Source organism: Terriglobia bacterium, from assembly GCA_032252755.1.
Lineage (GTDB): Bacteria > Acidobacteriota > Terriglobia > Terriglobales > Acidobacteriaceae > JAVUPY01.
On sequence record JAVUPY010000080.1, the window covers coordinates 21846 to 42387 of the forward strand.

Genomic DNA, 20542 nt, shown 5'->3' on the forward strand with positions numbered 1-20542 from the left:
TTTTCTGGGATACTAGGGTTCTTACTGACCGAAAGGTGCCACTTAGTACCGGGATTTCAGGGTAGGAATTCTGGAATGGGAAAGGCAGGGCTAGCTCTATGACGAAGCTTCCCCGCAGTACAGCGTTACTGATAGCCGCCCTCGTATTGATCATTGTCACGCCGGCCTTCGCCGGCGACCCCCCAGACCGCGTGTTGAGGCTCAAGTACATGAGCGGTCAAGTTTCGTTTCAACCCGGTGGCGTTGACGACTGGGTTGCCGCCACGATGAATCGGCCTCTTACAACTGCCGATCGCGTCTGGACCGACAAGGATTCTCGCGCCGAACTCACGCTCGCGACTGCCGCGTTGCGCATGGACAGCGAGACCAGCCTCACGATCAGCAATCTCTCCGACAATACCGTGCAGCTCGAACTCGACCAGGGCGTGCTCAATGTCCACGTTCGCAGGATGTACAACGGCGAAATCTACGAGATCGACACGCCGAACGTCGCTTTCACGCTCCTGAAGCCCGGAGACTATCGATTTGAAGTCGATGCCATTGGCGATACCACGAACGTCATCGTTCGTCGCGGTAAGGGCGAAGGCAACGGCAACGGCCGTGGCGTAGAAGTCAAGTCCGGCGAAATGGCCCGCTTCGAGCACGGCAACACTCTGATGCACACAATGGCGGGAGCGCCACGTCCCGATGGCTTCGACGACTGGTGCGAGGTTCGCGACAAGCGTGAAGACCGCGCCCAATCTTTGCAGTATGTCTCCAGCGACGTGATCGGTTACGAAGACCTCGATGAATATGGCTATTGGCAGCCGGTTCCGACCTATGGCTATGTCTGGTATCCGCGCGGCGTGGCTGTTGGCTGGGCACCATATCGCTACGGACACTGGGCATGGATCGCGCCGTGGGGATGGACCTGGGTTGACGATTCGCCCTGGGGCTTTGCTCCGTTCCACTACGGCCGCTGGGTCTACACCTCATACGGCTGGGGCTGGTGTCCTGGACCGCGTCATTATCGACCGATTTACGCGCCCGCATTGGTCGCCTGGTTTGGCGGTTCCGGTTGGGGCGTCGGAATGTCCTTCGGCGGTCCTGCGGTTGGCTGGGTTCCGCTGGGCTGGGGTGAACCATACTATCCGTACTATCGCGTCAGTCGCGGATATTTCCGCAACGTCAACATCTACAACACGCATATCACCAACATCACGGTGATCGAGAACAACTACTACAATCGCCGCGGACGAGAGTTCCAAAACGTCCACTACGTGAACCAGCAGCACGGCTTTTCTGCGGTGAACACGGGAACGCTGCAGCACGGACGTCCCGTGGCCCGCGACCTGGTACGGGTTTCGGATCACGATTTCAAGGGCGGGCACTTCATGCGTTCCGTCGATGTCACGCCGACGCGTGCGGCCGTGCTGGGTGGACGTGAAAACGCTCCGGCGGCAATTCCTCCTCACCGAGCGAATCGTCCCGTTGTTTCGAAGATGACGCCGCCTGCGCGTCCCGCAAAATTCGAGGACCGCTTCCCTTCCGCGGATCGCAACCCGGGCATGGTTGGAAACAGAGAAGCGAACGGGCGCCGCAACAGCCCTGATAACCGTCCGGCAGCAAATCCCGGCAACGGGGTCTCGGTTACCCCGGCAGAAGCGGCTCGGCCTTCAAACGGCAACATTCATCGCCCGTCGGTTGGCGAGCGCCCCGGCAATCCCGGCGCGAACCGTTCGATGGATGCCAATAACGGTCAACCCGGCAACGCGCCCGGTCACGTCGTCCCGCGTCCTCCCGAACGTTCGCCCCGTGTGATCAACATGGACGGCAACGCCGGCGAGAACGCCTCGAACGATCGTGGCCCGACTCGCGCCGTCCATTCGCCAAACGCGCCTGCGAACGAGCACTACGTACCACGTCCGCCCGAGCGTCAACGAATAGACGCGCAGGGGAACTCGGGGCGCCAGGACAACGCAACTCCGCCACCCGAGATGCGTCGCAGTTCTCAACCGTCGGAAGCGAACCGCACGCCGCAGAACGGCCGATCCCCGGTGTTCGACCGCAACAACGCGAACGATCAAGCCGACTCTGCGACACAACGCAACGTGCCGCGTCCCGCGGAGAACAATGCTGTTCGCAACGAAAACCGCGCACCGGCAAACGTCGAGCGTCCAACTGTTGAACGCAACGCCTCTCCTCGAAGCGAACCCGCCGTAGAGCGCCGTTCGGTTCAGGAGAATCGTCCGGCGCACAGCGTAGAACGCGCACCGAAGACTGAACACAACGTTCAGCGCCCATCGGAAAACAAACCGGCGAAGGGCGATGCGGGAAAGCGTTCGTCGCTCCGCCCGTATCCTTCGCCGTATTCCGACTCCGGATCGTACTCGGTTCGCCCGGCGTCTTATTCTCCGCGTCAGAGCTTCTCTTCGGCGAGAGCGTCCTCGTTCTCGCCCAGGTCTGACTACTCGACGCAATATGGAAACAACTCACGCATGGATCGGCCGGCTTACTCCCGGCCGAGTTCTTCTTACGCACGATCGTATTCGCGTAGCTATTCGTCTCCCAGCTATTCACGGTCCGAAGCGCCGCGCGCCACGTACTCGCGTTCGACACCTTCTTACAGCAGCCCACGTGCCTACAGCAGCGGCCGCTCTTATAGCGGGTCGCGCGCCTATAGCACCGGACGGTCCTACAGCGCTGGTTCCTATGCTGGTCGTTCCTACGGAGGTGGCGGTGGACATTCCTACGGAGGTGGTGGATCCCACGCAGCGCGCTCTTCTGGTGGCGCTGTCGGCCGACGACATTGAGAACCCGGTGATGTGCTGAATCATCAGCGCCGCTAGCGACGAATTTCGCGTCTGTATGTAAATTCAGGTGCAGGAAATTTTTTCCCAAGCAGGTCGATGCGTAGAGTTGGTATCTGTGTTCCAACTCAGCGCCGTTCAGCCGACGTTCCTGTTTGCGCTTCATACCGCCTCTGTTCCCAATTCCAATGACTTAGGGCGCTTCCGGCCCATTTCAGAGATGGCAACCCAACTGCTCTTAGAAGTGTGATTGCCAGACCCTCTCTGGCTTCGATCCTCGTAACCAAAACAGCGAGTTGGAGCGTAGATGGCCGAAAATATCATGGACCAGATAGTTGCCGCATTGCGGCAGGATGGTGCCAGCCACTATCCCGGGCGCGGCGAGTTGCGCAACGTACGAGTGGTGGGGCACACACCCAAATCCGACCACTACATTTATGACATCGTGATCGATTTCGCGGACGGCAGCGAACGCGTCGCAGCCAAGGTCTACCGCGGCTCCAAAACCGGTCCGGGAACGGCCCGGGCCATGGCCGAACTGGAAGCCGACAATCTGCGTACGGTTCACGAAATTTTCACCCGTAAGAAGCTGGCGGGAATTCCGCGCCCCATCGGCGACTTTGCCGAAATCGGTGCCGTAGTCGCCGAAAAACTTCCCGGCGTGCCGTTGCAATCCATCATCATGAAGGCCGCGCTGCTGCCCTCGTACTCCGACCTCGGGATGCTGCGCGAATCCGCCAGGGCCACCGGCGAGTGGCTGCGACGCTTTCACAAAGCAACTGCCGATATGCCCGCTCCATTTGACGGTGCCGGTCTCATGGGAGACCTCGAGAAGCTCTGCGCCAACTGCCGCACCTCGGGACTGGACGAGGGCTCGGTGCGAACGATTCTGAGCGGTACGAAGTCGATCCTCGCACATTCGCGAAAGGCGCTGCCATGCTCGGTCGTTCTGAATGACTTTACGCCACTCAACGTGATGGTGGCTGAAAACGGCATCGGCTTTGCCGACCTCGCGAAAATGAGCAAAGGCGGCAATTCGTTCCAGGACGTGGCACTATTCCTCGCATCGGTCGAAGCGCTCGAAAAGTATCCGTTCTGCAACCGAGCCATCACTGCCGAACTGCAACAGCAATTTCTCGATGCTTACGGCATCTCGCAGCAGGAGGAGCAGGTACTCCGCGTGTTCAAGATGAAGGCCCTGCTTTCGATGTTCGCGCAGGGCCGCGGCTTGAAAGAAAGCGCCGTGCGCAAGAAAGTGATGTGGGCCACGGTGATGAAGCGCTTCATTGCTCAGGCTGCGGAGAGGTCTCTTTCTCCGGCAGCGTAGACCCGTGTTTATAAACAGCGAGGCCGCCTGGACAACGGGCGGCCTCTTCATTTGCCATCGGAATCGCTTAAGGAATCTGGTTGCTGACAGCCTTCTTTTCGTTGCTTTTTGATCGCCAATAGATGAGCCCCGCAGCTGCACCGGTTCCGATCGCGCCAATCACAAAGATCCTGCGGTTCGACGGCCCGCTTACTGGAGAAGCGGTTTGATCGTCATCTTTCTCTACCAGCGTCATGGTTCCACCCGGGGGCAGTATCGTGATCTCGCCGTTGTTGTTTACTCTGATCTCTTCTTCCAGCGATGCGACAACAACCAGATGCGGTGAACGGTCCACCCGGAACTTCGCCGAAGTCTTGTTCGGTTCGATTTTGACAGTGTCCGTTTCGATTTTCAGGCCCTGGGAGGTGTTGATTTGCGTGGAGCCAAGATGCAGTTCAACCGCGTCCCCAAAATAGTGAACGCGCGAGTTCGAGCCTATCAGGATCGTCGACCCTTTCGCATTGATGGTCAGCGTGGAATTTGCGCCGGTTTCCAGAAGGTCTCCAGAAAAAATTGTGGTCGACCCTGCCATCGCCGCTCCATTGAGCGCCGCGACTCCGCGCACCATCACCATCGCCGCTTGCGACTCCGCCAGCATCATGCTCGCCGGAAATACCAGCAGCATCACGCCGCAGATGAGCCTGATCGTACGCGCCGCCATTTCACCCCCACAGGTTCTGCTGAATGATCCGATCACCCAATTCAGCCCCAGTTCAGATACTTACTTACCTTGAGGTCTACTGTACGGCCCCACCCACAGAAAGAGTCCTACTGCCCGTCCGCCGGCGGCGCTTTTGCGCCTGGCGCGGACAGCCGCGTTAAATACGGAAACATTGGTGTAACTTCCAGTGGCATCTTCTCGCGCGCCGAGAGGATCGCCACCGGCTTGTTCTTCGAAATCTCGACTGTATTGTTATAAGGATCGACTTTGATGCGCCCGCCCAATGGAAGTGCTGCAATCTGTTTCACATCTCTTGGAGCCAGTTGCGGAGATCCGCTCACCAACTGGTCCATCCGAACATCCTTCTGCTCAAAGAGCGGATTCCCAAGATGCGCGCGAACGAGGTTCGGCAGCGCAGCGCGACTCGCTTCCAACTGGCGCAGGAACAGTCCTACACTCTGCAATTTGTCCTTGTATGGCGAGTTCTGCAGCAACTCGAACGCCTTCTTGTCGGCTGCTTCTTCGTCCGCTTCGGGGTGCCGCAGGTCAAACTTCTGGAAGGTCAACTCGTCCGAAAACAGCATCCGGTCGCTGAACGCATAGCGCGTGTCGAGACGATGCCCAAGCACGATATGCGCCAGTTCGTGCGCAAGCACCGCGGCCAATGTGGCCTCATCCGGAAGCGTATCCAGCAACCCGCGGCTGATCACGATCGTATGGCCAATCGTAAAGGTCTCGAGCGGTGTCGTAAGCAGGACGCGGCAGTGAACCGCTGGCTGCACGTCTATGTTGTTCGTGATCTCGAGGTTATTAACGACTGTCTCCAGAACCTTGTCGACGTCACCCGGGGGTGCCAGCAAACTCGCACGCTGCAGCCGCTCGACGACGTTCTCTTCTGCCTGCGATTCCCATTCGCGCTGGCTCGCAATTGGTGACATGTCCTGCGCGCTCTGGCTCTGGTCTTTCACCTTGTCATTGGTGTCGACCAACACCTGCGTGAATTCCGACTGGTGCGCCGCGTTGCTGACGTTATATCCCCACAACCGTGTCTGCGCTTTGTAATGCAGGGAGCGGAACATGTTCACCTGCATATCTGATTCTTCGCTGTACACGTACGCGGGCAGCCACAACCCCCGCGCCATATTCAATCGCCAGCTGTCAAAGTGCAGGTAGACGCCTTTCTTGCCCTGCTCGTAAGTTCCGTTGAAGCGAACGATGTTATAGTCCTGGTCCTCAACCCAGATACGTCCGAGAAACCGACCCGGCCCCGCCTTCGGCTTCGGTGTCACGTCAATCACGATGGTACGCAACTCCCCGAGAAATTCCCTCCGAACGAAGTTGAAGTCGTAGTGCGCGCGATCGAGTCCCCGCCCGTCGACCAGCACCATCTGCGCAAACCCCAGCGGCAGATAATCCACGCGCATAAACCCGGTCATCTTCTTGTACGTCTTCGACAAGAACCCCGGATTGTTTTCGTTTACGAACGACTTCTGCGCGACCTTGCCCTGGTAGCTCATGCGGCCCAGAAAGTAACGGTCGCTGGCCGGAACCGCACCGAGTTCCTTGTCCGGTTTCATGTTCTGGATGTAGGTCTCGACGATGGGATTGTAGTTGCGCAGGTTCTTGTTGAACTGCGCCTCACGCTCCATCACCCGGTCGATCACCTGGTCAAAACTCGCGGCCGGAGCTTGCGCCTGCGCGAACGCGGAAACCGCCACCACTGCAACGGCGATCAGCACTGCCAAACGAGGAAATCGCATAACTGTCTCTTCAAATGATCCGTTCAACATCAGCTGAGCTGAAAAACTATGTGAAGGGTCGCCGTTGAATCGACCGGCTGACCGTTGCGTTGCGCAGGGATGAAACGGACATTTTGCGCAGCCTGAATCGCGGACTCATCGAGTCCATACCCCAGACCGCGAACCACTCGCAGCACGTGTACCTGGCCGGACGCAGTGAACACAACCTGCAATAGCACTTCTCCCTGCACGCGTTCTTTCCGGGCCTGCTCCGTATATACAGGGGTCGGTTTCGAAGTCACTGCCACCGGAGTGGTCGGTGCCTGCTCCTGCAGCTTCGGGCGTGACGGAGCTTCAGCAACCGGCCTCGCATCGCCGAATGAAGTGGTCTCCACGTGTCCACCACCGTATGCGCGGCCACCGCTACCTTGTCCCGTTGCTACCCCGTTTCCGAACCCCGCACTTGCTATGGTGCCCTGTCTTCCGCGCGCTCCGCCAGTACCGTTGCCGGTACCCGGCCCGCCCGGTAGGTCGGGGCTGCCGAAACCTGCAACCGCCAGGTGGCTACGCGGCGCATTGGCATTCGTTTTTACGCCCTCGGGATCACCGAACCCGCCCGTCTGCACTTTTTCCGCCCGCGTATTCGCCGGAAGTGTCGGTGTCGCTGAACTTCCAAATGTATTTGTCACTACCGCACGTACCACCCGTGGTCCCGGCATTTTGTCGAGGATTGGAGAATCGAACTTCACCGGCGTCGGCTTCGGCGGTGCAACTTCCGCGGCCTGCACCTTCTTGGGCAGAACCACGTTCGGCACGATAATCTTGGGCTCAAACTTTTCGATTACCTGCTTTGGCGGCGCAACCGGCGGAATCACCTTTGCGATCTGAGGTTTCGGGGGCTCGTAGGGCTTGGGCTGCTCGAGTGGTGGTGCGACCAGGTCGATCTTGTCGTAGGCGACACGGATCATGTTGGGCGCCGTCAAAATCGTTACAACCAGCGCCATCAGCATCGCCCCAGTTACTATTGAATAACTGGCCACAAACGACTGCCACCGCGGTCTTGGATACTCCAGTTGAGCGAACAAAACCCACCCCCTGTGGATACTTGTGGGGCTTGATGATAGCCCAGAGAATGTCAATTACCGTGTCTCCGCAGTACATGTACGGAGGAAGAACCAATCTGGAGCAACTACGACGGGCATGTCTGGTTCCAATTCATCGCTCTTCCCCCGCTGATACTCACCATCCTTGCAAAATCAGCTACTTACATTGAGCGGCACAGTCCCCACCCGGATGAGGATTGTCCACAATGCAGAATTTCCGCAATGGATCTGTCCCGAAAGTACACTCACGACCGTGTCGGAGTTCCATTACGGGGCAATTACTAAAACGTTACTTAATTGGCGAGAGCGGCGCGCTCCAGGGTTGAACAAACTCCAGGACCCGTGGAAAGCTGCGCATTCTCGCAACTGTCCCGGAAAGAAAGTTCCCCGATTTTAGCACCATTCTGGAGTTGACCCGTGCGGTGGGAAAAACAATTGAAGTGGCAGAAAAATAAAATGCCGAGCGTGAAGAAGCGTTAGTTCAGAAACCAAACCGCCTGGAAAATCTCGGCGCTATTATCAGGATTCAGGATTCAGGATTCAGGTTTTTATTTCCTTCGCAACCTCTACGCCTTTGCGTTAATCGTTTTGCGGCGTCACTTGAACAAAGCGCGCATGACCAGCCCGGTGAAGGCGTCATGCCACGCATGCGCCATCATTCCAGGCCGCAGCGATTTCCTCAATTCGACGAGCGCGCTGAAGAGGAAACCGTAAACGCAGATCAGGATCATCCGCTTCCAACCTTCGTATCCGTGCGCCATGCCGAACACGATTGAGCTGACGAGCATCCCGACGAAAACCTTTCCGGACATCACCGAAAATTGCCGCTGTACGTAACCGCGAAAAATGAACTCCTCGCAGAATCCCGCGGTCAGCGCCACGCAGATCCACAACGCAATTTCCAAATTCGTGTGCGGCACCAGGAACCCCAGCAACTTTTTCGTTTGCTCCAGGTTGGCTCCGCCCTTCGCCATTCCCAGCGCGTAAGCGACACCGCCTAGCACCATCACCGCGACAATCCAGAACGCCGCCGCAATCCCAATCTCAAGGAGAAAATCTTCTACCTTCTCCCATCGACCGCCGATCACCTCGCGTATCGTGAGCACTCCGCCCTTGCGCAATCCCCACACAACATACAGGAACGCAAGCCACTCGATGACAATCATCGAAACGTATTGCGCAACCAGCCCCGAGCTCTTTTGAACCGGATGCCCTGCCTTCGCTCCCGCAAACGAGAACAATAGGAGCACGAGAATCAGCACAACGGTGTGCCACAGCGGCGCAATGCGGCGCGGAGGAGCAGTTGGCGGCGATTGAAGTTCCATTCCCGACGAAGCAGCCATTTAGGTCCTTGAGAACGAGGTCAGCAAATGTGAGTCTTCAGCATCTTATAATGAAGGGTTGGTCCAATCCCCAGAGATCCTTTAGAGAGCCGGTACTTAAGTTTATGTCCTCACAGAATGATCCCGTCATTGTCTCCGGCGTGCGTACGCCGGTTGGTAAATTCCTTGGCTCGCTCGCCGATCTCACCGCCGTCGATCTCGGCGCCATTGCCGTTCGTGAAGCCGTAAAGCGCGCCGGCATCACCGACCTCAGCGTCGTGAACGAATGCATCATGGGCAACGTCGTGCAGGCCGGCCTCGGCCAGAACCCCGCACGGCAGGCCGCGATCTTCGCCGGACTGCCGCCCACTGTCGGCGCGATGACCATCAACAAAGTCTGCGGCTCCGGCTTGAAGTCCGTTGCGCTCGCCGCCCAGGCCGTCCAGACCGGCAACTCGGAAGTCGTTGTCGCCGGGGGCATGGAATCGATGAGCAACTGTCCTTACCTGTTGCCCAAGGCGCGCATCGGCTACCGCCTCGGCAACGGCACCCTCGTCGACTCGATGGTTAACGACGGCCTTTGGGACAAGTACAACGACTACCACATGGGCATCACCGGCGAAAACGTCTCCGAGAAGTACCGCGTCACCCGCGAGCAGCAGGACGAATACGCCGCCAACTCGCACAAGAAAGCTATCTCTGCTATCAAGTCCGGCCGCTTCAAGGACGAAATTGTCCCCGTCCAACTTCCGCCTAAAAAGAAAGGCGGGGAACCTGTCATCTTCGACACCGACGAAGGTCCTCGCGAAGACACCAACTCTGAAACTTTGCGCAAGCTGAAACCCGCCTTCAAGAAGGACGGCACCGTCACCGCCGGCAACGCGCCCAGCACCAACGACGGCGCCGCCGCCCTCGTCGTGACCAGCGCCGCCAAAGCCCAGCAACTCGGCCTCAAGCCGATGGCGCGCATCATCGCCCAGGCCACCAGCGGCGTCGCCCCCGAGTGGGTCATGATGGCGCCCGTCGATGCCATCCGCCAAGTCTGGAAGAAAACCGGCTGGAACGCCAGCGACGTCGACCTCTACGAAATCAACGAAGCCTTCTCCGTCGCCGCCCTCGCGGTCACCAGCGAACTCGGCCTCGACCTCAGCCGCGTGAACGTCAACGGCGGCGCCGTCGCCCTCGGCCATCCCATCGGCGCCAGCGGCGCCCGCATCCTCGTCACGCTTCTCTACGAAATGATCAAGCGCGACGCGAAGCGCGGCATCGCGGCCCTCTGCCTCGGCGGTGGGAATGCCGTAGCAATGGCGGTGGAACGATAGGTACGAGGTACGAGACAACACTGAAGGATTTCCTCGTACCTAGGACCTGGTACTTCAATTCCCATTTCGGCACTCGACCGCACCCCACCGTGACGTTTTCCATTCCATAACGGGCGCATCCGCGATATCCAGAAGGTTCGGACTTCACGGGACCTTTCATGCTTTTCAAAACTCGCAGTGCTGCCGTTTACGGAATCGATGCCAACCTCATCGACGTCGAAGTCGATTGTTCCGGCAAAGTCGAGCAGAAGGACAACTTCAACACCGTCGGCCTTCCAGACGCCGCCGTGCGCGAAAGTCGCGAGCGCGTTCGCGCCGCTCTTCGCAATTCCGGCTACGATATCCCGCCGACGCACATCACCGTCAACCTCGCCCCCGCCGACATCAAGAAAGAAGGTTCCGGCTTCGATCTTCCCGTCGCCCTCAGCATCCTCGGCGCCTACGGCGGCCTGAACAAAAAAGAACTCAACGACTTCGTCATCGTCGGGGAACTCTCCCTCGACGGAGCGATCCGCGCCGTTCGCGGCGTCCTTCCGGTAGCCGTGGCTACCCGCACCGCCAAGATCAATAACCTGCTCGTCCCCGTAGCCAACGCTCGCGAGGCCGCTGTCGTCGACGGGATCCGTGTCTTCCCTATGAAGTCTTTTATGGACGTCGTCCAGTTCATCAACACCGGGAACGGCGTCTCGCCCTTCGAACTCAATCGTGACGAACTCCTCGCGACGAAGCTCGATCACCACGCCGTCGATTTCAAGGAAGTACGCGGTCAGCACACTGCCAAGCGAGCCATGGAGGTCGCCTGCGCCGGCGGCCACAACATCCTCATGATCGGCCCTCCCGGCGGCGGCAAGACCATGCTCGCCAAGCGTATGCCAACGATCCTTCCGTCGCTGACATTTGAAGAAGCCCTCGAGACCACAAAGATTCACAGCGTCGCCGGCGTGCTCGACTCCGGCGCCGGCCTCGTCGGCACTCGACCCTTCCGCTCGCCGCACCACACCATCAGCGACGCCGGACTCATCGGCGGTGGCGCCGTACCCCGCCCTGGCGAAGTCTCCCTCGCGCACAACGGCGTCCTCTTCCTCGACGAACTCCCCGAATTCCCGCGCAACGTTCTCGAGGTCATGCGCCAGCCCCTCGAAGACGGCACCGTATCCATCGCTCGCGCGTCAATGTCGCTGACCTTTCCCGCCCGGTTCATGCTCGCTGCAGCCATGAATCCTTGTCCTTGCGGCTATTTCAACGATCGTTCGCGCGAGTGCCAGTGCACTCCGCCGATGATCCAGCGCTACGTCTCCAAAATCTCTGGCCCGCTTCTCGACCGCATCGACATCCACATCGATGTTCCCGCCGTGAACTACAAGGAACTCCGCAGCACCGCCACCGCCGAAAGCTCCGCCGACATCCGCGCTCGCGTCATGCGCGCCCGCGAATTCCAACTCAAGCGCTTCCGCGCCGCCGGAGAAAAGATATATTCGAATGCGCAGATGGGCTCGCGCCAGATCCGTCTGTTCTGCGAACTGTCCCCCGAGTGCGAGCGCCTGCTCGAGCGTGCCATGACCCAGCAAGGCCTCAGCGCCCGCGCTCACGACCGCATCCTTAAGGTCGCCCGCACCGTCGCCGACCTGGAATGCGCCGACCGAATAGACTCCCAGCACATTGCCGAAGCCATCCAGTACCGCACCCTCGACCGCACCTACTGGTCCGGCTGACTTTCATTTCTCTCGCGCCATTCTCCGCCAAACCCGCTGCCGGATGTTTATAGGTGTCTTGACCTGTTGACACTGGGATCGATTTGCGGTTCACTTCTCCGGCGCTTTTTCGGCGCAGCCGAGGTGCCCTGTGCGGAGCCGTCCCCACTCCGTTTTCTCCGACCCGATTCCCGTATTCCAGAAGACTGTCTTCGCTATTAGCCTGTTGCTCGTCGTACTGTGCGGCTCTGCAACAGCATTTGGCCAGACCCCTGAAACAGTGGCTTCAATAGGCCACCATGATCCAATCGCGTCCGAAGCCCCAACCCACTCCTCCGCGCCCGCAACGGCCCCTGTCACCGTCCATCCTGTCGCCGCGTCAACCGCAAAGCTGAAAATTCCGCCGAAGTATGACCTTGACCGGATCGGCGAGCGTGGTATCGGCAAGGGCCTCAATTTCTTTTCATTGAAGCGCGAACGTGCCTTGGGCCAAGCCATGGCTGGAGACCTCGACACACAGCTGCATTTGGTTCGCGACCCTGACCTCAACGCCTACGTTAACCACGTCGTGCAGAACCTGGTTTTCCATTCGGACGCCCAGATCCCTTTCACCGTCAAAATCGTGCAGAACGACGAGGTGAATGCTTTCTCTCTTCCCGGCGGATTCTTGTACGTGAATACCGGACTCATCGCCTCCGCCCCCGACGAAGCCACCTTCGCCGGCATTCTTGCACACGAGGTGGCACACGTCGCCGCACGGCACGCAACCAAAGCCCTGACCCGCCGAATGCTGTTCAGAATGGCGTACGTGCCCATGATGTTCATAACCGGCGGAGCGGCAATCGCGATTAACAATGCGGCAGGCGTTGTAATGCCAATGTCCAATATGAAATTTTCGCGGGATTCGGAACGTGAAGCCGACTTGCTTGGCCTCGAGTACATGTACGCCGCCGGTTATGACCCCGGAGCATTTGTGCAGTTCTTTGAGACTGTCCAGAGTCATCAGAGGCCGAAGCACAAAATGCCCAAGATACTGGGCCTCATGTTCAACTCTCAACCGGCGACTACCGACCGCATCAAGCGTGCGCAGGCCGTCATCACAACCATGCTCCCGGAGAAATCCGACTACATCCTCGATACCAGCGCTTTCCAGGCTGCGAAAGATCGACTCTCTGAGGTAATACACCTACCCTGCACCGACGCCCACGGCAGACCGATTCTCTTGGGCGCTGGACAACGTTGCGAGGATAAGTCCGGCACTAAAAAGCCGACGTTGCGCGGAACCTTGCACCCCGCGCCAACCGTTACACCGTAAGTCTAGTCAGTTAACCTCGTTCACCCGATCGCCGGATTACCAGGTTATCTCTTAGCCTCTTCGATCTTGGCGGTGATCAGGCCCACATTGACCACTCCCGCGCCGTGGGCGATGTCGATCGCCTGCGCCACGGGTTCCCAGTCCAGAGTCTCGTCGGCGCGGACGAACATCGCTTTATCGGCGCGTTCCTTGTAAATAGCCGCAAGTTTGACGTTCAGATCGGACCAGTTGGTCTCCTGTCCGTTGATTCGAAGGAGAACTGGGCCGGCCGGGTCGGGCGTCATCTGGAGCACGACAACGCTGGGTTGGACGATCTCCGGCCGGTCCTTGTCCGGTGGCTGGGGGATGAGGGCCTTCTCGCCTACCGGATGTAGCGGGGTGAGGATCATGAATATGATGAGCAGAACTAGCAGGACATCGATAAGCGGGGTGACATTGATTTCCGCGCCCTGTTTGCCGGACGTGCCAAGGTTCATGGCCTTCGCCATTCTCCGTGCACGTCCCGCGGCGTGCTTGCGTTAGAGATCGACACCGGGGTGGAACAGAAGTTCCCAGTTCTCCGTTCTCTGTTCCGAGTTCTCGGTTGTTCGTCTCAGTTCTTCGTGAAACGCGACGACGATCAGATTGAAATTGCAAACGAACGAACTCATCCCTGCCTGTAAAAGGATCCTCCTCTTCGGCTTCGCTCAGTCTCGTGATGACACCGGACCTCTTCTTGAGGAACCAAGAACCGTTTTCTTGCTCGCAGCGAATGCCGCACGTATGATGCTCCGCCATGAGCACCCCAAGCACTCGTCATGAAGTTCAACCCGGGCGTTTTGTGCGCATCGGCCTGTGGCTTGCCGAGTTCAGCGAACGGTGGTATCCGGACCCGCTTGTCTTTGCATTCATTGGAATCGTGGTCGTGTTTCTGACCGGGATCGCTCTGCGGGAACATGCGTCGAACCTGGCGATCCAGGGCGGAAAGAATTTCTGGACCCTCGTTCCCTTCACCATGCAGATGGTGATGATCATCATCGGCGGGTACGTGGTCGCGTCGTCTCCGCCGGTGTACCGAGTGATTCGTGCGGTTGCGGGCTGGCCGAAGTCGCCGAAACCGGCGGTAGCGATGATCGCCATGTTCTCGATGCTGACCTCGCTGGTCTCCTGGGGCTTCAGCCTGATCTTCAGCGGTTTGCTGGTGCGCGAGATGTCGCACCGGGTCAAGGGGCTCGATTATCGCGCCGCCGGTGCCGCCGGATACCTCGGCCTCGGCGCTGTATGGGCCATGGGCGTGTCGTCCTCGGCGGCGATGATGATGGCGACGCCTACCGCGATCCCCCAATCTCTGTCGAAAATCACGGGAGTAATCCCGCTGACGCAGACGATTTTTCTCTGGCCGAGCATTCTGACGACGGCAGTTCTAGTGATCGTTTCGATGGTGATCTCTTACCTCTCGGCGCCAGGCGCCGAGCACGCCCGCACGGCCGAGTCGTTTGGGATTCAATACGAGCCGCTCGATGCCTCGATCGAGAAGCCTTCCAAACCGGGTGAATGGCTGGACTATTCTCCAGCCCTGACGATCTTCATCGCGCTGCTGCTGGCGTTTTATCTCGTGAATGTTTTCCGGACTTCACCGCAGGGCGCGCTGGCGGCGCTTGACTTGAATACTTACAACCTGATGTTCATTACGGCGGGCCTGCTGTTGCACTGGCGTCCGCGAAGGTTTGTGCGAGCGGTGTCGCAATCGGTGCCCGCCACCGGTGGCGTAATCATCCAGTTTCCTTTCTATGCGGTTATTTTCGGGATGATCGTCGGCACCGGGATCACGGAATGGCTTGCGCACCTGTTCGCCTCCATGTCAACGCACGGGACGTTTCCGCTTCTGGTCGCGCTGTACTCGGCGATTCTCGGTATCTTTGTGCCGTCGGGCGGGAGCAAGTGGGTGATTGAGGCGCCCTACATCATGCAGGCCGCCAATGCACACCAGGTGCATCTCGGCTGGGTGGTGCAGATCTATAACGCCGCCGAAGCGCTGCCAAACCTGGTCAATCCGTTCTGGATGCTGCCGCTGCTTGGGATTTTGCGGGTGAAGGCGCGCGACTTGGCCGGATACGGCTTCCTGCAAATGGCGGTGCACATCCCGATCGTGTTCTTCTTATGCTGGCTGTTCGCGCGCTATCTGTCGTATCTGCCGCCGCGTTAAAAGAGAAACGCAGAGGACGCGGAGGAGCAGAGGGCGCTGAGGAATGCGATTCAAGGCACAGCGGATGCTGACGCCATCGCACCGTACATCTGTACTTTTTCCAACATGGTGCGTTCGATTTCGAGTTTCATATTGGATGGCTGACCATCGATGGAGAGGCGGCATTTCGTTTTGGATCCGATCCAAGTCTCACCAGTGATGTCGAACTGAATCGAGTGGAATCAGACCCAGCGGCTCTTCACCGCCACCGCTCCGACGCACCACATCAGCGCATCCTCTATCGTTTCGCGGTCCAAACCGGTCTCGGCGAGCATGGTTGCGAATTCCGGACTCGCCGCGAGTCGTTCGGAGAGGGCACTCAAAACCGACATGTATTGCGCTGGAACGTTGATTTGTACGGCGCGGATGAGATCGTCGAAGAGGGCAATGGTTTCGAGCAGGGTGCCGTCGGAATCGGTGTCCTGCGCATTGGCGATGTGGAGGGCTTCGGCGACGTCGCAGACGATTTCGATTTCAGTTGGGGCAGGACCGAGGCGGGACATGTCATTGTCGGCCAGTTTTAGCGCGTCAGCGGCGCTTGCGGGATCGGAGAAGAAGATTACGCGCCCACTGGCGACGAGAGGACGGTCGTTCTCGCTTTCCAGAACGAACAGCGTGTAGAACTGCGGGCCTTCCGCGTCGGGATCGAGTCGAAAGCCGACCAGATAGAGCGCTTCGGTTGGCGGAGGTGGCGGGAAGGGGACGAAGTCGGACACGGAGAGATTGTATCGAGCCGTCGTGCCATCGGGCCATCGGCCACTGAAAAACCAACCGCAGGCCTCGGACGACGAGCCAGGAGCGGCAAAAGCGTTTTTACGAAGAACGGAGAACACAGAACGGAGAACCGCCTAAGAACAAGCACTGGGAACCCTTCCGGGCTACTGCTACAATTCCCGCGGAACTCATAGTCAGTACGGAACTTTTCATCGACGGGACTCGTAATTCTGAGCATGGCCGCGGCTTACTCTATCCCTGCTGCGGCGTGTCCACAGAAAGTCTCGGGGGAGCATCGGTTGGACGACGCCCAGATTGTGGCAATTCTGGTTCGGCGCTGTGTTGCCGGAGATGCCGCTGCATGGGAAGAAATTGTTCACCGTTTCAATCGCCGGATTTATAACATCTGCTATCGGTTCGCTGGTGGGGCAGACGACGCCGAGGATCTCACCCAGGAAGTGTTCATCAAGATCTACCGTACGATGGCCAGCTTCGATCCGGAGAGGGCCTCGTTTAATACCTGGGTGACGACGGTGACGCGGAATCTGCTGGTCGACCACTTTCGCAAAACCAAGAACGAGCGCATTACGGATTCCATGGACGCCCCGATCGGAGAGGAAGATGAGGGTCGGTCCATCTCCGAACAGATTGAAGATAAAGGGGTTAGCCCCGATCAGCAGGTTGAACGGTTACAGACCAAGCAGATGGTGCACGAGGCGCTCCAGAAGCTCTCGCCGGAACTTCGGGAGGCGGTGATTCTACGGGACTTACAGGACATGGATTACCGGGAGATCGCGGCGGCGCTCAAGGTTCCCGAGGGGACAGTTAAGTCGCGGATAAACAGGGGCCGAACGGAACTGGCACGGCTATTGCAACGTACATATAGGCAGGTGAGTTAGATGAACGGCGAAACCAAAAACCGGATGCAGTGCGCGGAATTTGAAGCGCTCCTGGCCGACGCTCTCGACGGAACACTTACGGGCGAGAAGCAGGCGAGGTTTGAGCGTCACAAGACCGAATGCGCGACTTGCAATGCGATGTTCGCCGAAGCGGAATCGGGGCTGAAGTGGCTCGAGACCCTGGACGAGGTCGAGCCTCCTCGCAACCTGGTTCACAACATCCTGGTAGCGACTTCGGGGGTCGCCGAGACGGCGCGCGAAGCCGAGGCCAGTAAGCCGCCACTGTGGGATCGGGTGCGAGTGTGGTTTACCCCTCATCTCTCGCCACTGTGGACCCCAAGATTTGCAATGTCGTGTGCGATGGCGTTCTTCTCCGTATCCATGATCATGAGCGTGACCGGGGTTCGGCCGAGGGACCTGACGCCCAAAGGCGTCACTCGCGCGTACTACGACAGCCAGGCGAAGGTGGTGAAGTACTACGAGAACATTCGGCTGGTCTACGAGATCGAGTCGCGCGTTCGCGATTTGAAGCGCGTGACCAATACCGGCAGCGATGCCGGTGGCAGTAGCAATGAGAAGGAAAAACAGAAAGATCCGCCAAGGGACGAGAAGCAGAACAACACCAATCGCGAGCCCGAACAAAAGCAATACCAGAACTACAGCCGGGACAATGACGACAGTGTTCTGGTCGCGCTGGACAGAAGGCTACCCGATCCTGGACGGCAGAGGAGGGAAATATGAGCACCTGCGCCAAGCACCCTGATGTCGCAGCGGCGGCATACTGCCGCACGTGTGGCAAGGCGGTGTGCAGCAGCTGCGCTCGTGACGTTCGCGGTGTTGTGTACTGCGAGGAGTGTTTAGCCGCACGGGTGGGCGACACCATGCCTCCACGTGGGGCCAATGTCGCGCCACCGCCGGGAGCGCCGCCCGTAGAACCCGGCAGCGGTGGAGGTCATCCGGGGCTGGCCGCCATCCTGGGATTCATCCCCGGAGTGGGAGCCATGTACAACGGCCAGTTCGTGAAGGGTTTCATTCACGTCCTGATCTTCATCACGTTCATCTGGCTCGGCAATAACGTTTCCGGCTTCTTCGGATTGCTGGTGGCCGCCTGGGTGTTCTACATGGTTTTCGACGCCTATGAGACGGCGAAGGCGATGAAGTACGGGCTGCCGCTGCCCGATCCGTTCGGGATCAACAACCTCGCGGGCGGTATTACCAGCGAGGCTGCGTATGCGAGGCGTATGCATGAAGCTGGAGAGCGTATCGGAGAAGGATTCTCCACTGCGGCCTCCGCATTCCACCGCGTAGGAACGGATCCCGCCGGGGTACCGCCGCAGCAGCCGTACGCGGGATCGATGCAGGATCCGTATGGTGCCGCAGCGTCGCAGCAGGCCTACGTGACTCCCCCGCAACCGGAGCCGCCGGCAAGGCGGGAAACAACGCCCGCGGGCGCAGTCATCCTGATCATCCTCGGCGTGCTGTTCCTGCTCGGAAACTTTACCCACCTGAATCTCGACCGCTGGTGGCCGTTATTGCTGATTGGCGTCGGCGTGTGGCTCTTCATTCGCCGGCAGCAACAACAGAAGGTGGAGTAGGAGGACACCATGGCACATTTCAGATCAAATCCGCGCTGTGGCTGCCCAAGATGCCGTCTCCGGGGATTGATGGGTCCTACCGTGCTCGTCACGCTAGGCATCCTGTTCCTGCTCGATAACCTGAACGTGATGAGTTTCGACCGGAGTTGGGCGATCCTGCTGATCGTGATCGGCATTGTGATGGTCTTACAGCGCACTGCCTCGACCGAAGGACATATTGCAATCGGCTACGTTCAACCCGGCTATGTTCCGTCGCCGGGTGTATATCCGCCGCAACCACCACCGGTGCCGGGCGACATTCCGCCCGATATTCCGGGACCAGGAACCGAGGGGGTGCACAATGGTTAGCCCCGCAATGTATCCGCCGCGACGCCGGCGCTCGCTCGCCGGCCCGGTCATTCTCATCATCATCGGCATCATTTTTCTGCTGAAGAACCTTGGCTGGTCCTTCCCTTGGTGGAATCTGTTGGTCGATTGGTGGCCGGTGCTGCTGATCATTGTCGGCGCGATCAAGCTCTGGGAATACTACAGTGCGAAGAAGAGCGGTGAGTACGCGCCCGGCATCGGTGGCGGTACGGTCGTGCTCCTGATCTTCATCGTCATCTTCGGCTTGAGCATGACCGGTCTGAGGCGCGTGAACAATGAGGTCAATTGGGGCGAGGTGCGCGACCAGTTCGGCATGGACGACGACATGATGACCATGCTCGGCCAGCACGCTTACACCTACGATGACCAGTTCACGCAGGATCTGCCGGCCAATGCGACCGTGAAGATCGTCAGCGATCGCGGTAGTGTCGCCGTCAACGCGTGGGATAACGATCAGGTCAAGGTTGTGACGCATAAGAAGGTCTACGCTCGAAACGACCAGGACGCACAGCAGGTGAACGGCGCCACGAAGCCCCAGGTCGAGGTTGCGGGATCGAACATCACCATCAACGCGAACACGCAAGGTGAAGGGCCCAAAGGCGTAGTCACCGACCTCGAAATCTATCTCCCACGGAAGGTGCCGCTCGATATCTCGGCCCGCCACGGCGACGTGAACGTTACGGATCGCACGGCGGATGCGCATGTGGAAGCAATGCGCGGCGACGTCAGCTTCGACCAGATCACCGGAAACATTAACGCCAACCTGAGCCACGGCTCCTTGAGCGCCAGCAAGGTGACCGGCAACATCACCGCCGAAGGACATATCAACGACCTGGTGGCCGCCGATGTTTCCGGAGCGTTGACCGTCAACGGCGACGTGATTGACGAACTGAAGCTGTCCAAGATCGGCAAAGGCGTGGCCTTCCACTCCTCACGCTCGGACTTCGAACTGGCCAAGCTCGACGGCGATCTCGATATGGACCGTACGGACCTGCGTGCTGACAACATCGTCGGCCCGACCACCATGAACCTGAAAACCAAGGACGTGCAACTCGACAGCGTAAGCGGCGCGTTTAATCTGCAAGGGGAAAATGGCGACGTGACCGTTGGCTTCGCAAACAAGCCGCTCGGCAACGTGCAGGTGACGACGAATCACGGCGACATTCGGCTGACTATGCCTAACAACGCCGGGTTCCACCTCGACGCCAGCACCGGCAATGGCAGCTTCAGTTCCGATTACCCGGAGCTGAGCGCTTCAGGCAGTGGGCAGAGTAACGCCAACGTCAAAGGGATGGTCGGCAAGGGAAATTCCAAGGTCACTGTGTCTACCGATGTCGGTGATATCGATATCCGGAAAAGCAGCAGTTAGGACAGTTCACCACAGAGACAAAGCAGAGAAATTGAAATAGGGGGGAGCCGAGAGGCTCCCCCCTCGA

Annotated in this window: 17 protein-coding genes; 11 read left to right on the plus strand and 6 right to left on the minus strand. The window is 58.9% G+C overall.

What is annotated here, in order from left to right; translation table 11 throughout:
* Positions 1–98: 98 nt before the first annotated feature.
* Together ROO76_19995 and ROO76_20000 are read left to right on the plus strand one after the other, a co-directional pair.
* The gene (locus ROO76_19995; GenBank protein MDT8070455.1) at positions 99–2792 is read left to right on the plus strand and encodes a FecR domain-containing protein; all 2694 of its coding nucleotides are present in this window, start codon (positions 99–101) and stop codon (positions 2790–2792) included.
* Positions 2793–3096: 304 nt separating this feature from the next.
* Positions 3097–4116: a hypothetical protein gene (locus ROO76_20000; GenBank protein ID MDT8070456.1), complete on the plus strand. Its 1020-nt coding sequence runs from the start codon at positions 3097–3099 to the stop codon at positions 4114–4116.
* A 67-nt stretch (positions 4117–4183) separates the two neighbouring features.
* Here ROO76_20000 and ROO76_20005 read toward each other — a convergent pair whose 3' ends face one another.
* The 4 genes from ROO76_20005 to ROO76_20020 form a co-directional block, all read right to left on the minus strand.
* A complete protein-coding gene (locus tag ROO76_20005; protein ID MDT8070457.1) occupies positions 4184–4816 on the minus strand; it encodes a hypothetical protein in 633 nt (210 codons plus the stop codon).
* A 107-nt stretch (positions 4817–4923) separates the two neighbouring features.
* Positions 4924–6576, minus strand: a complete 1653-nt coding sequence (locus ROO76_20010; GenBank protein MDT8070458.1) for a M48 family metalloprotease — start codon at positions 6574–6576, stop codon at positions 4924–4926.
* Between the two features lie 29 nt (positions 6577–6605).
* Positions 6606–7595, minus strand: a complete 990-nt coding sequence (locus ROO76_20015) for a TonB family protein (protein MDT8070459.1) — start codon at positions 7593–7595, stop codon at positions 6606–6608.
* Between the two features lie 659 nt (positions 7596–8254).
* Positions 8255–9001, minus strand: a complete 747-nt coding sequence (locus ROO76_20020; GenBank protein MDT8070460.1) for a type II CAAX endopeptidase family protein — start codon at positions 8999–9001, stop codon at positions 8255–8257.
* 104 nt (positions 9002–9105) lie between these two features.
* Here ROO76_20020 and ROO76_20025 point away from each other — a divergent pair, with 104 nt between their 5' ends.
* The 3 genes from ROO76_20025 (at position 9106) to ROO76_20035 (ending at position 13308) form a co-directional block, all read left to right on the plus strand.
* Positions 9106–10302, plus strand: a complete 1197-nt coding sequence (locus tag ROO76_20025) for an acetyl-CoA C-acetyltransferase (GenBank protein MDT8070461.1) — start codon at positions 9106–9108, stop codon at positions 10300–10302.
* A 158-nt stretch (positions 10303–10460) separates the two neighbouring features.
* Positions 10461–12014 carry a YifB family Mg chelatase-like AAA ATPase gene (locus ROO76_20030; GenBank protein MDT8070462.1) on the plus strand — a complete coding sequence of 518 codons (1554 nt, stop codon included), beginning with the start codon at positions 10461–10463 and terminating at the stop codon, positions 12012–12014.
* A gap of 130 nt (positions 12015–12144) precedes the next feature.
* Complete coding sequence (locus ROO76_20035; GenBank protein ID MDT8070463.1) at positions 12145–13308, plus strand: M48 family metalloprotease; 1164 nt, start codon at positions 12145–12147, stop codon at positions 13306–13308.
* 44 nt (positions 13309–13352) lie between these two features.
* Here ROO76_20035 and ROO76_20040 read toward each other — a convergent pair whose 3' ends face one another.
* On the minus strand, positions 13353–13784 hold the full coding sequence (locus tag ROO76_20040; GenBank protein MDT8070464.1) for a biopolymer transporter ExbD: 432 nt from the start codon (positions 13782–13784) through the stop codon (positions 13353–13355).
* Between the two features lie 299 nt (positions 13785–14083).
* Between ROO76_20040 and ROO76_20045 the strand changes: the two genes are divergently transcribed.
* Positions 14084–15493: a TIGR00366 family protein gene (locus tag ROO76_20045; protein MDT8070465.1), complete on the plus strand. Its 1410-nt coding sequence runs from the start codon at positions 14084–14086 to the stop codon at positions 15491–15493.
* Between the two features lie 221 nt (positions 15494–15714).
* Here ROO76_20045 and ROO76_20050 read toward each other — a convergent pair whose 3' ends face one another.
* Complete coding sequence (locus tag ROO76_20050; protein MDT8070466.1) at positions 15715–16248, minus strand: hypothetical protein; 534 nt, start codon at positions 16246–16248, stop codon at positions 15715–15717.
* A 297-nt stretch (positions 16249–16545) separates the two neighbouring features.
* On the opposite strand from ROO76_20050, the gene ROO76_20055 reads away from it, so the two are divergent.
* From ROO76_20055 to ROO76_20075, 5 genes are read left to right on the plus strand one after another with little or no spacing between them, the layout of a single operon-like run.
* Positions 16546–17145, plus strand: a complete 600-nt coding sequence (locus tag ROO76_20055; protein MDT8070467.1) for a sigma-70 family RNA polymerase sigma factor — start codon at positions 16546–16548, stop codon at positions 17143–17145.
* On the plus strand, positions 17146–17886 hold the full coding sequence (locus ROO76_20060) for a zf-HC2 domain-containing protein (GenBank protein MDT8070468.1): 741 nt from the start codon (positions 17146–17148) through the stop codon (positions 17884–17886).
* A complete protein-coding gene (locus ROO76_20065) occupies positions 17883–18740 on the plus strand; it encodes a DUF5668 domain-containing protein (GenBank protein ID MDT8070469.1) in 858 nt (285 codons plus the stop codon). The genes ROO76_20060 and ROO76_20065 overlap by 4 nt, the downstream gene beginning before the upstream one ends.
* A gap of 9 nt (positions 18741–18749) precedes the next feature.
* On the plus strand, positions 18750–19088 hold the full coding sequence (locus ROO76_20070; GenBank protein MDT8070470.1) for a DUF5668 domain-containing protein: 339 nt from the start codon (positions 18750–18752) through the stop codon (positions 19086–19088).
* Positions 19081–20475 carry a DUF4097 family beta strand repeat-containing protein gene (locus tag ROO76_20075; GenBank protein MDT8070471.1) on the plus strand — a complete coding sequence of 465 codons (1395 nt, stop codon included), beginning with the start codon at positions 19081–19083 and terminating at the stop codon, positions 20473–20475. Before ROO76_20070 ends, ROO76_20075 begins: the two co-directional genes overlap by 8 nt.
* Positions 20476–20542 lie beyond the last annotated feature (67 nt).

Bases quoted from the DNA above. Each gene is read 5' to 3' on its own strand.
- ROO76_19995 (MDT8070455.1), top strand. From the start codon at position 99: ATGACGAAGCTTCCCCGCAGTACAGCGTTACTGATAGCCGCCCTCGTA.
- ROO76_20000 (MDT8070456.1), top strand. From the start codon at position 3,097: ATGGCCGAAAATATCATGGACCAGATAGTTGCCGCATTGCGGCAGGAT.
- ROO76_20005 (MDT8070457.1), bottom strand. From the start codon at position 4,816: ATGGCGGCGCGTACGATCAGGCTCATCTGCGGCGTGATGCTGCTGGTA.
- ROO76_20010 (MDT8070458.1), bottom strand. From the start codon at position 6,576: ATGCGATTTCCTCGTTTGGCAGTGCTGATCGCCGTTGCAGTGGTGGCG.
- ROO76_20020 (MDT8070460.1), bottom strand. From the start codon at position 9,001: ATGGCTGCTTCGTCGGGAATGGAACTTCAATCGCCGCCAACTGCTCCT.
- ROO76_20025 (MDT8070461.1), top strand. From the start codon at position 9,106: ATGTCCTCACAGAATGATCCCGTCATTGTCTCCGGCGTGCGTACGCCG.
- ROO76_20030 (MDT8070462.1), top strand. From the start codon at position 10,461: ATGCTTTTCAAAACTCGCAGTGCTGCCGTTTACGGAATCGATGCCAAC.
- ROO76_20040 (MDT8070464.1), bottom strand. From the start codon at position 13,784: ATGAACCTTGGCACGTCCGGCAAACAGGGCGCGGAAATCAATGTCACC.
- ROO76_20045 (MDT8070465.1), top strand. From the start codon at position 14,084: ATGAGCACCCCAAGCACTCGTCATGAAGTTCAACCCGGGCGTTTTGTG.
- ROO76_20060 (MDT8070468.1), top strand. From the start codon at position 17,146: ATGAACGGCGAAACCAAAAACCGGATGCAGTGCGCGGAATTTGAAGCG.
- ROO76_20065 (MDT8070469.1), top strand. From the start codon at position 17,883: ATGAGCACCTGCGCCAAGCACCCTGATGTCGCAGCGGCGGCATACTGC.
- ROO76_20070 (MDT8070470.1), top strand. From the start codon at position 18,750: ATGGCACATTTCAGATCAAATCCGCGCTGTGGCTGCCCAAGATGCCGT.
- ROO76_20075 (MDT8070471.1), top strand. From the start codon at position 19,081: ATGGTTAGCCCCGCAATGTATCCGCCGCGACGCCGGCGCTCGCTCGCC.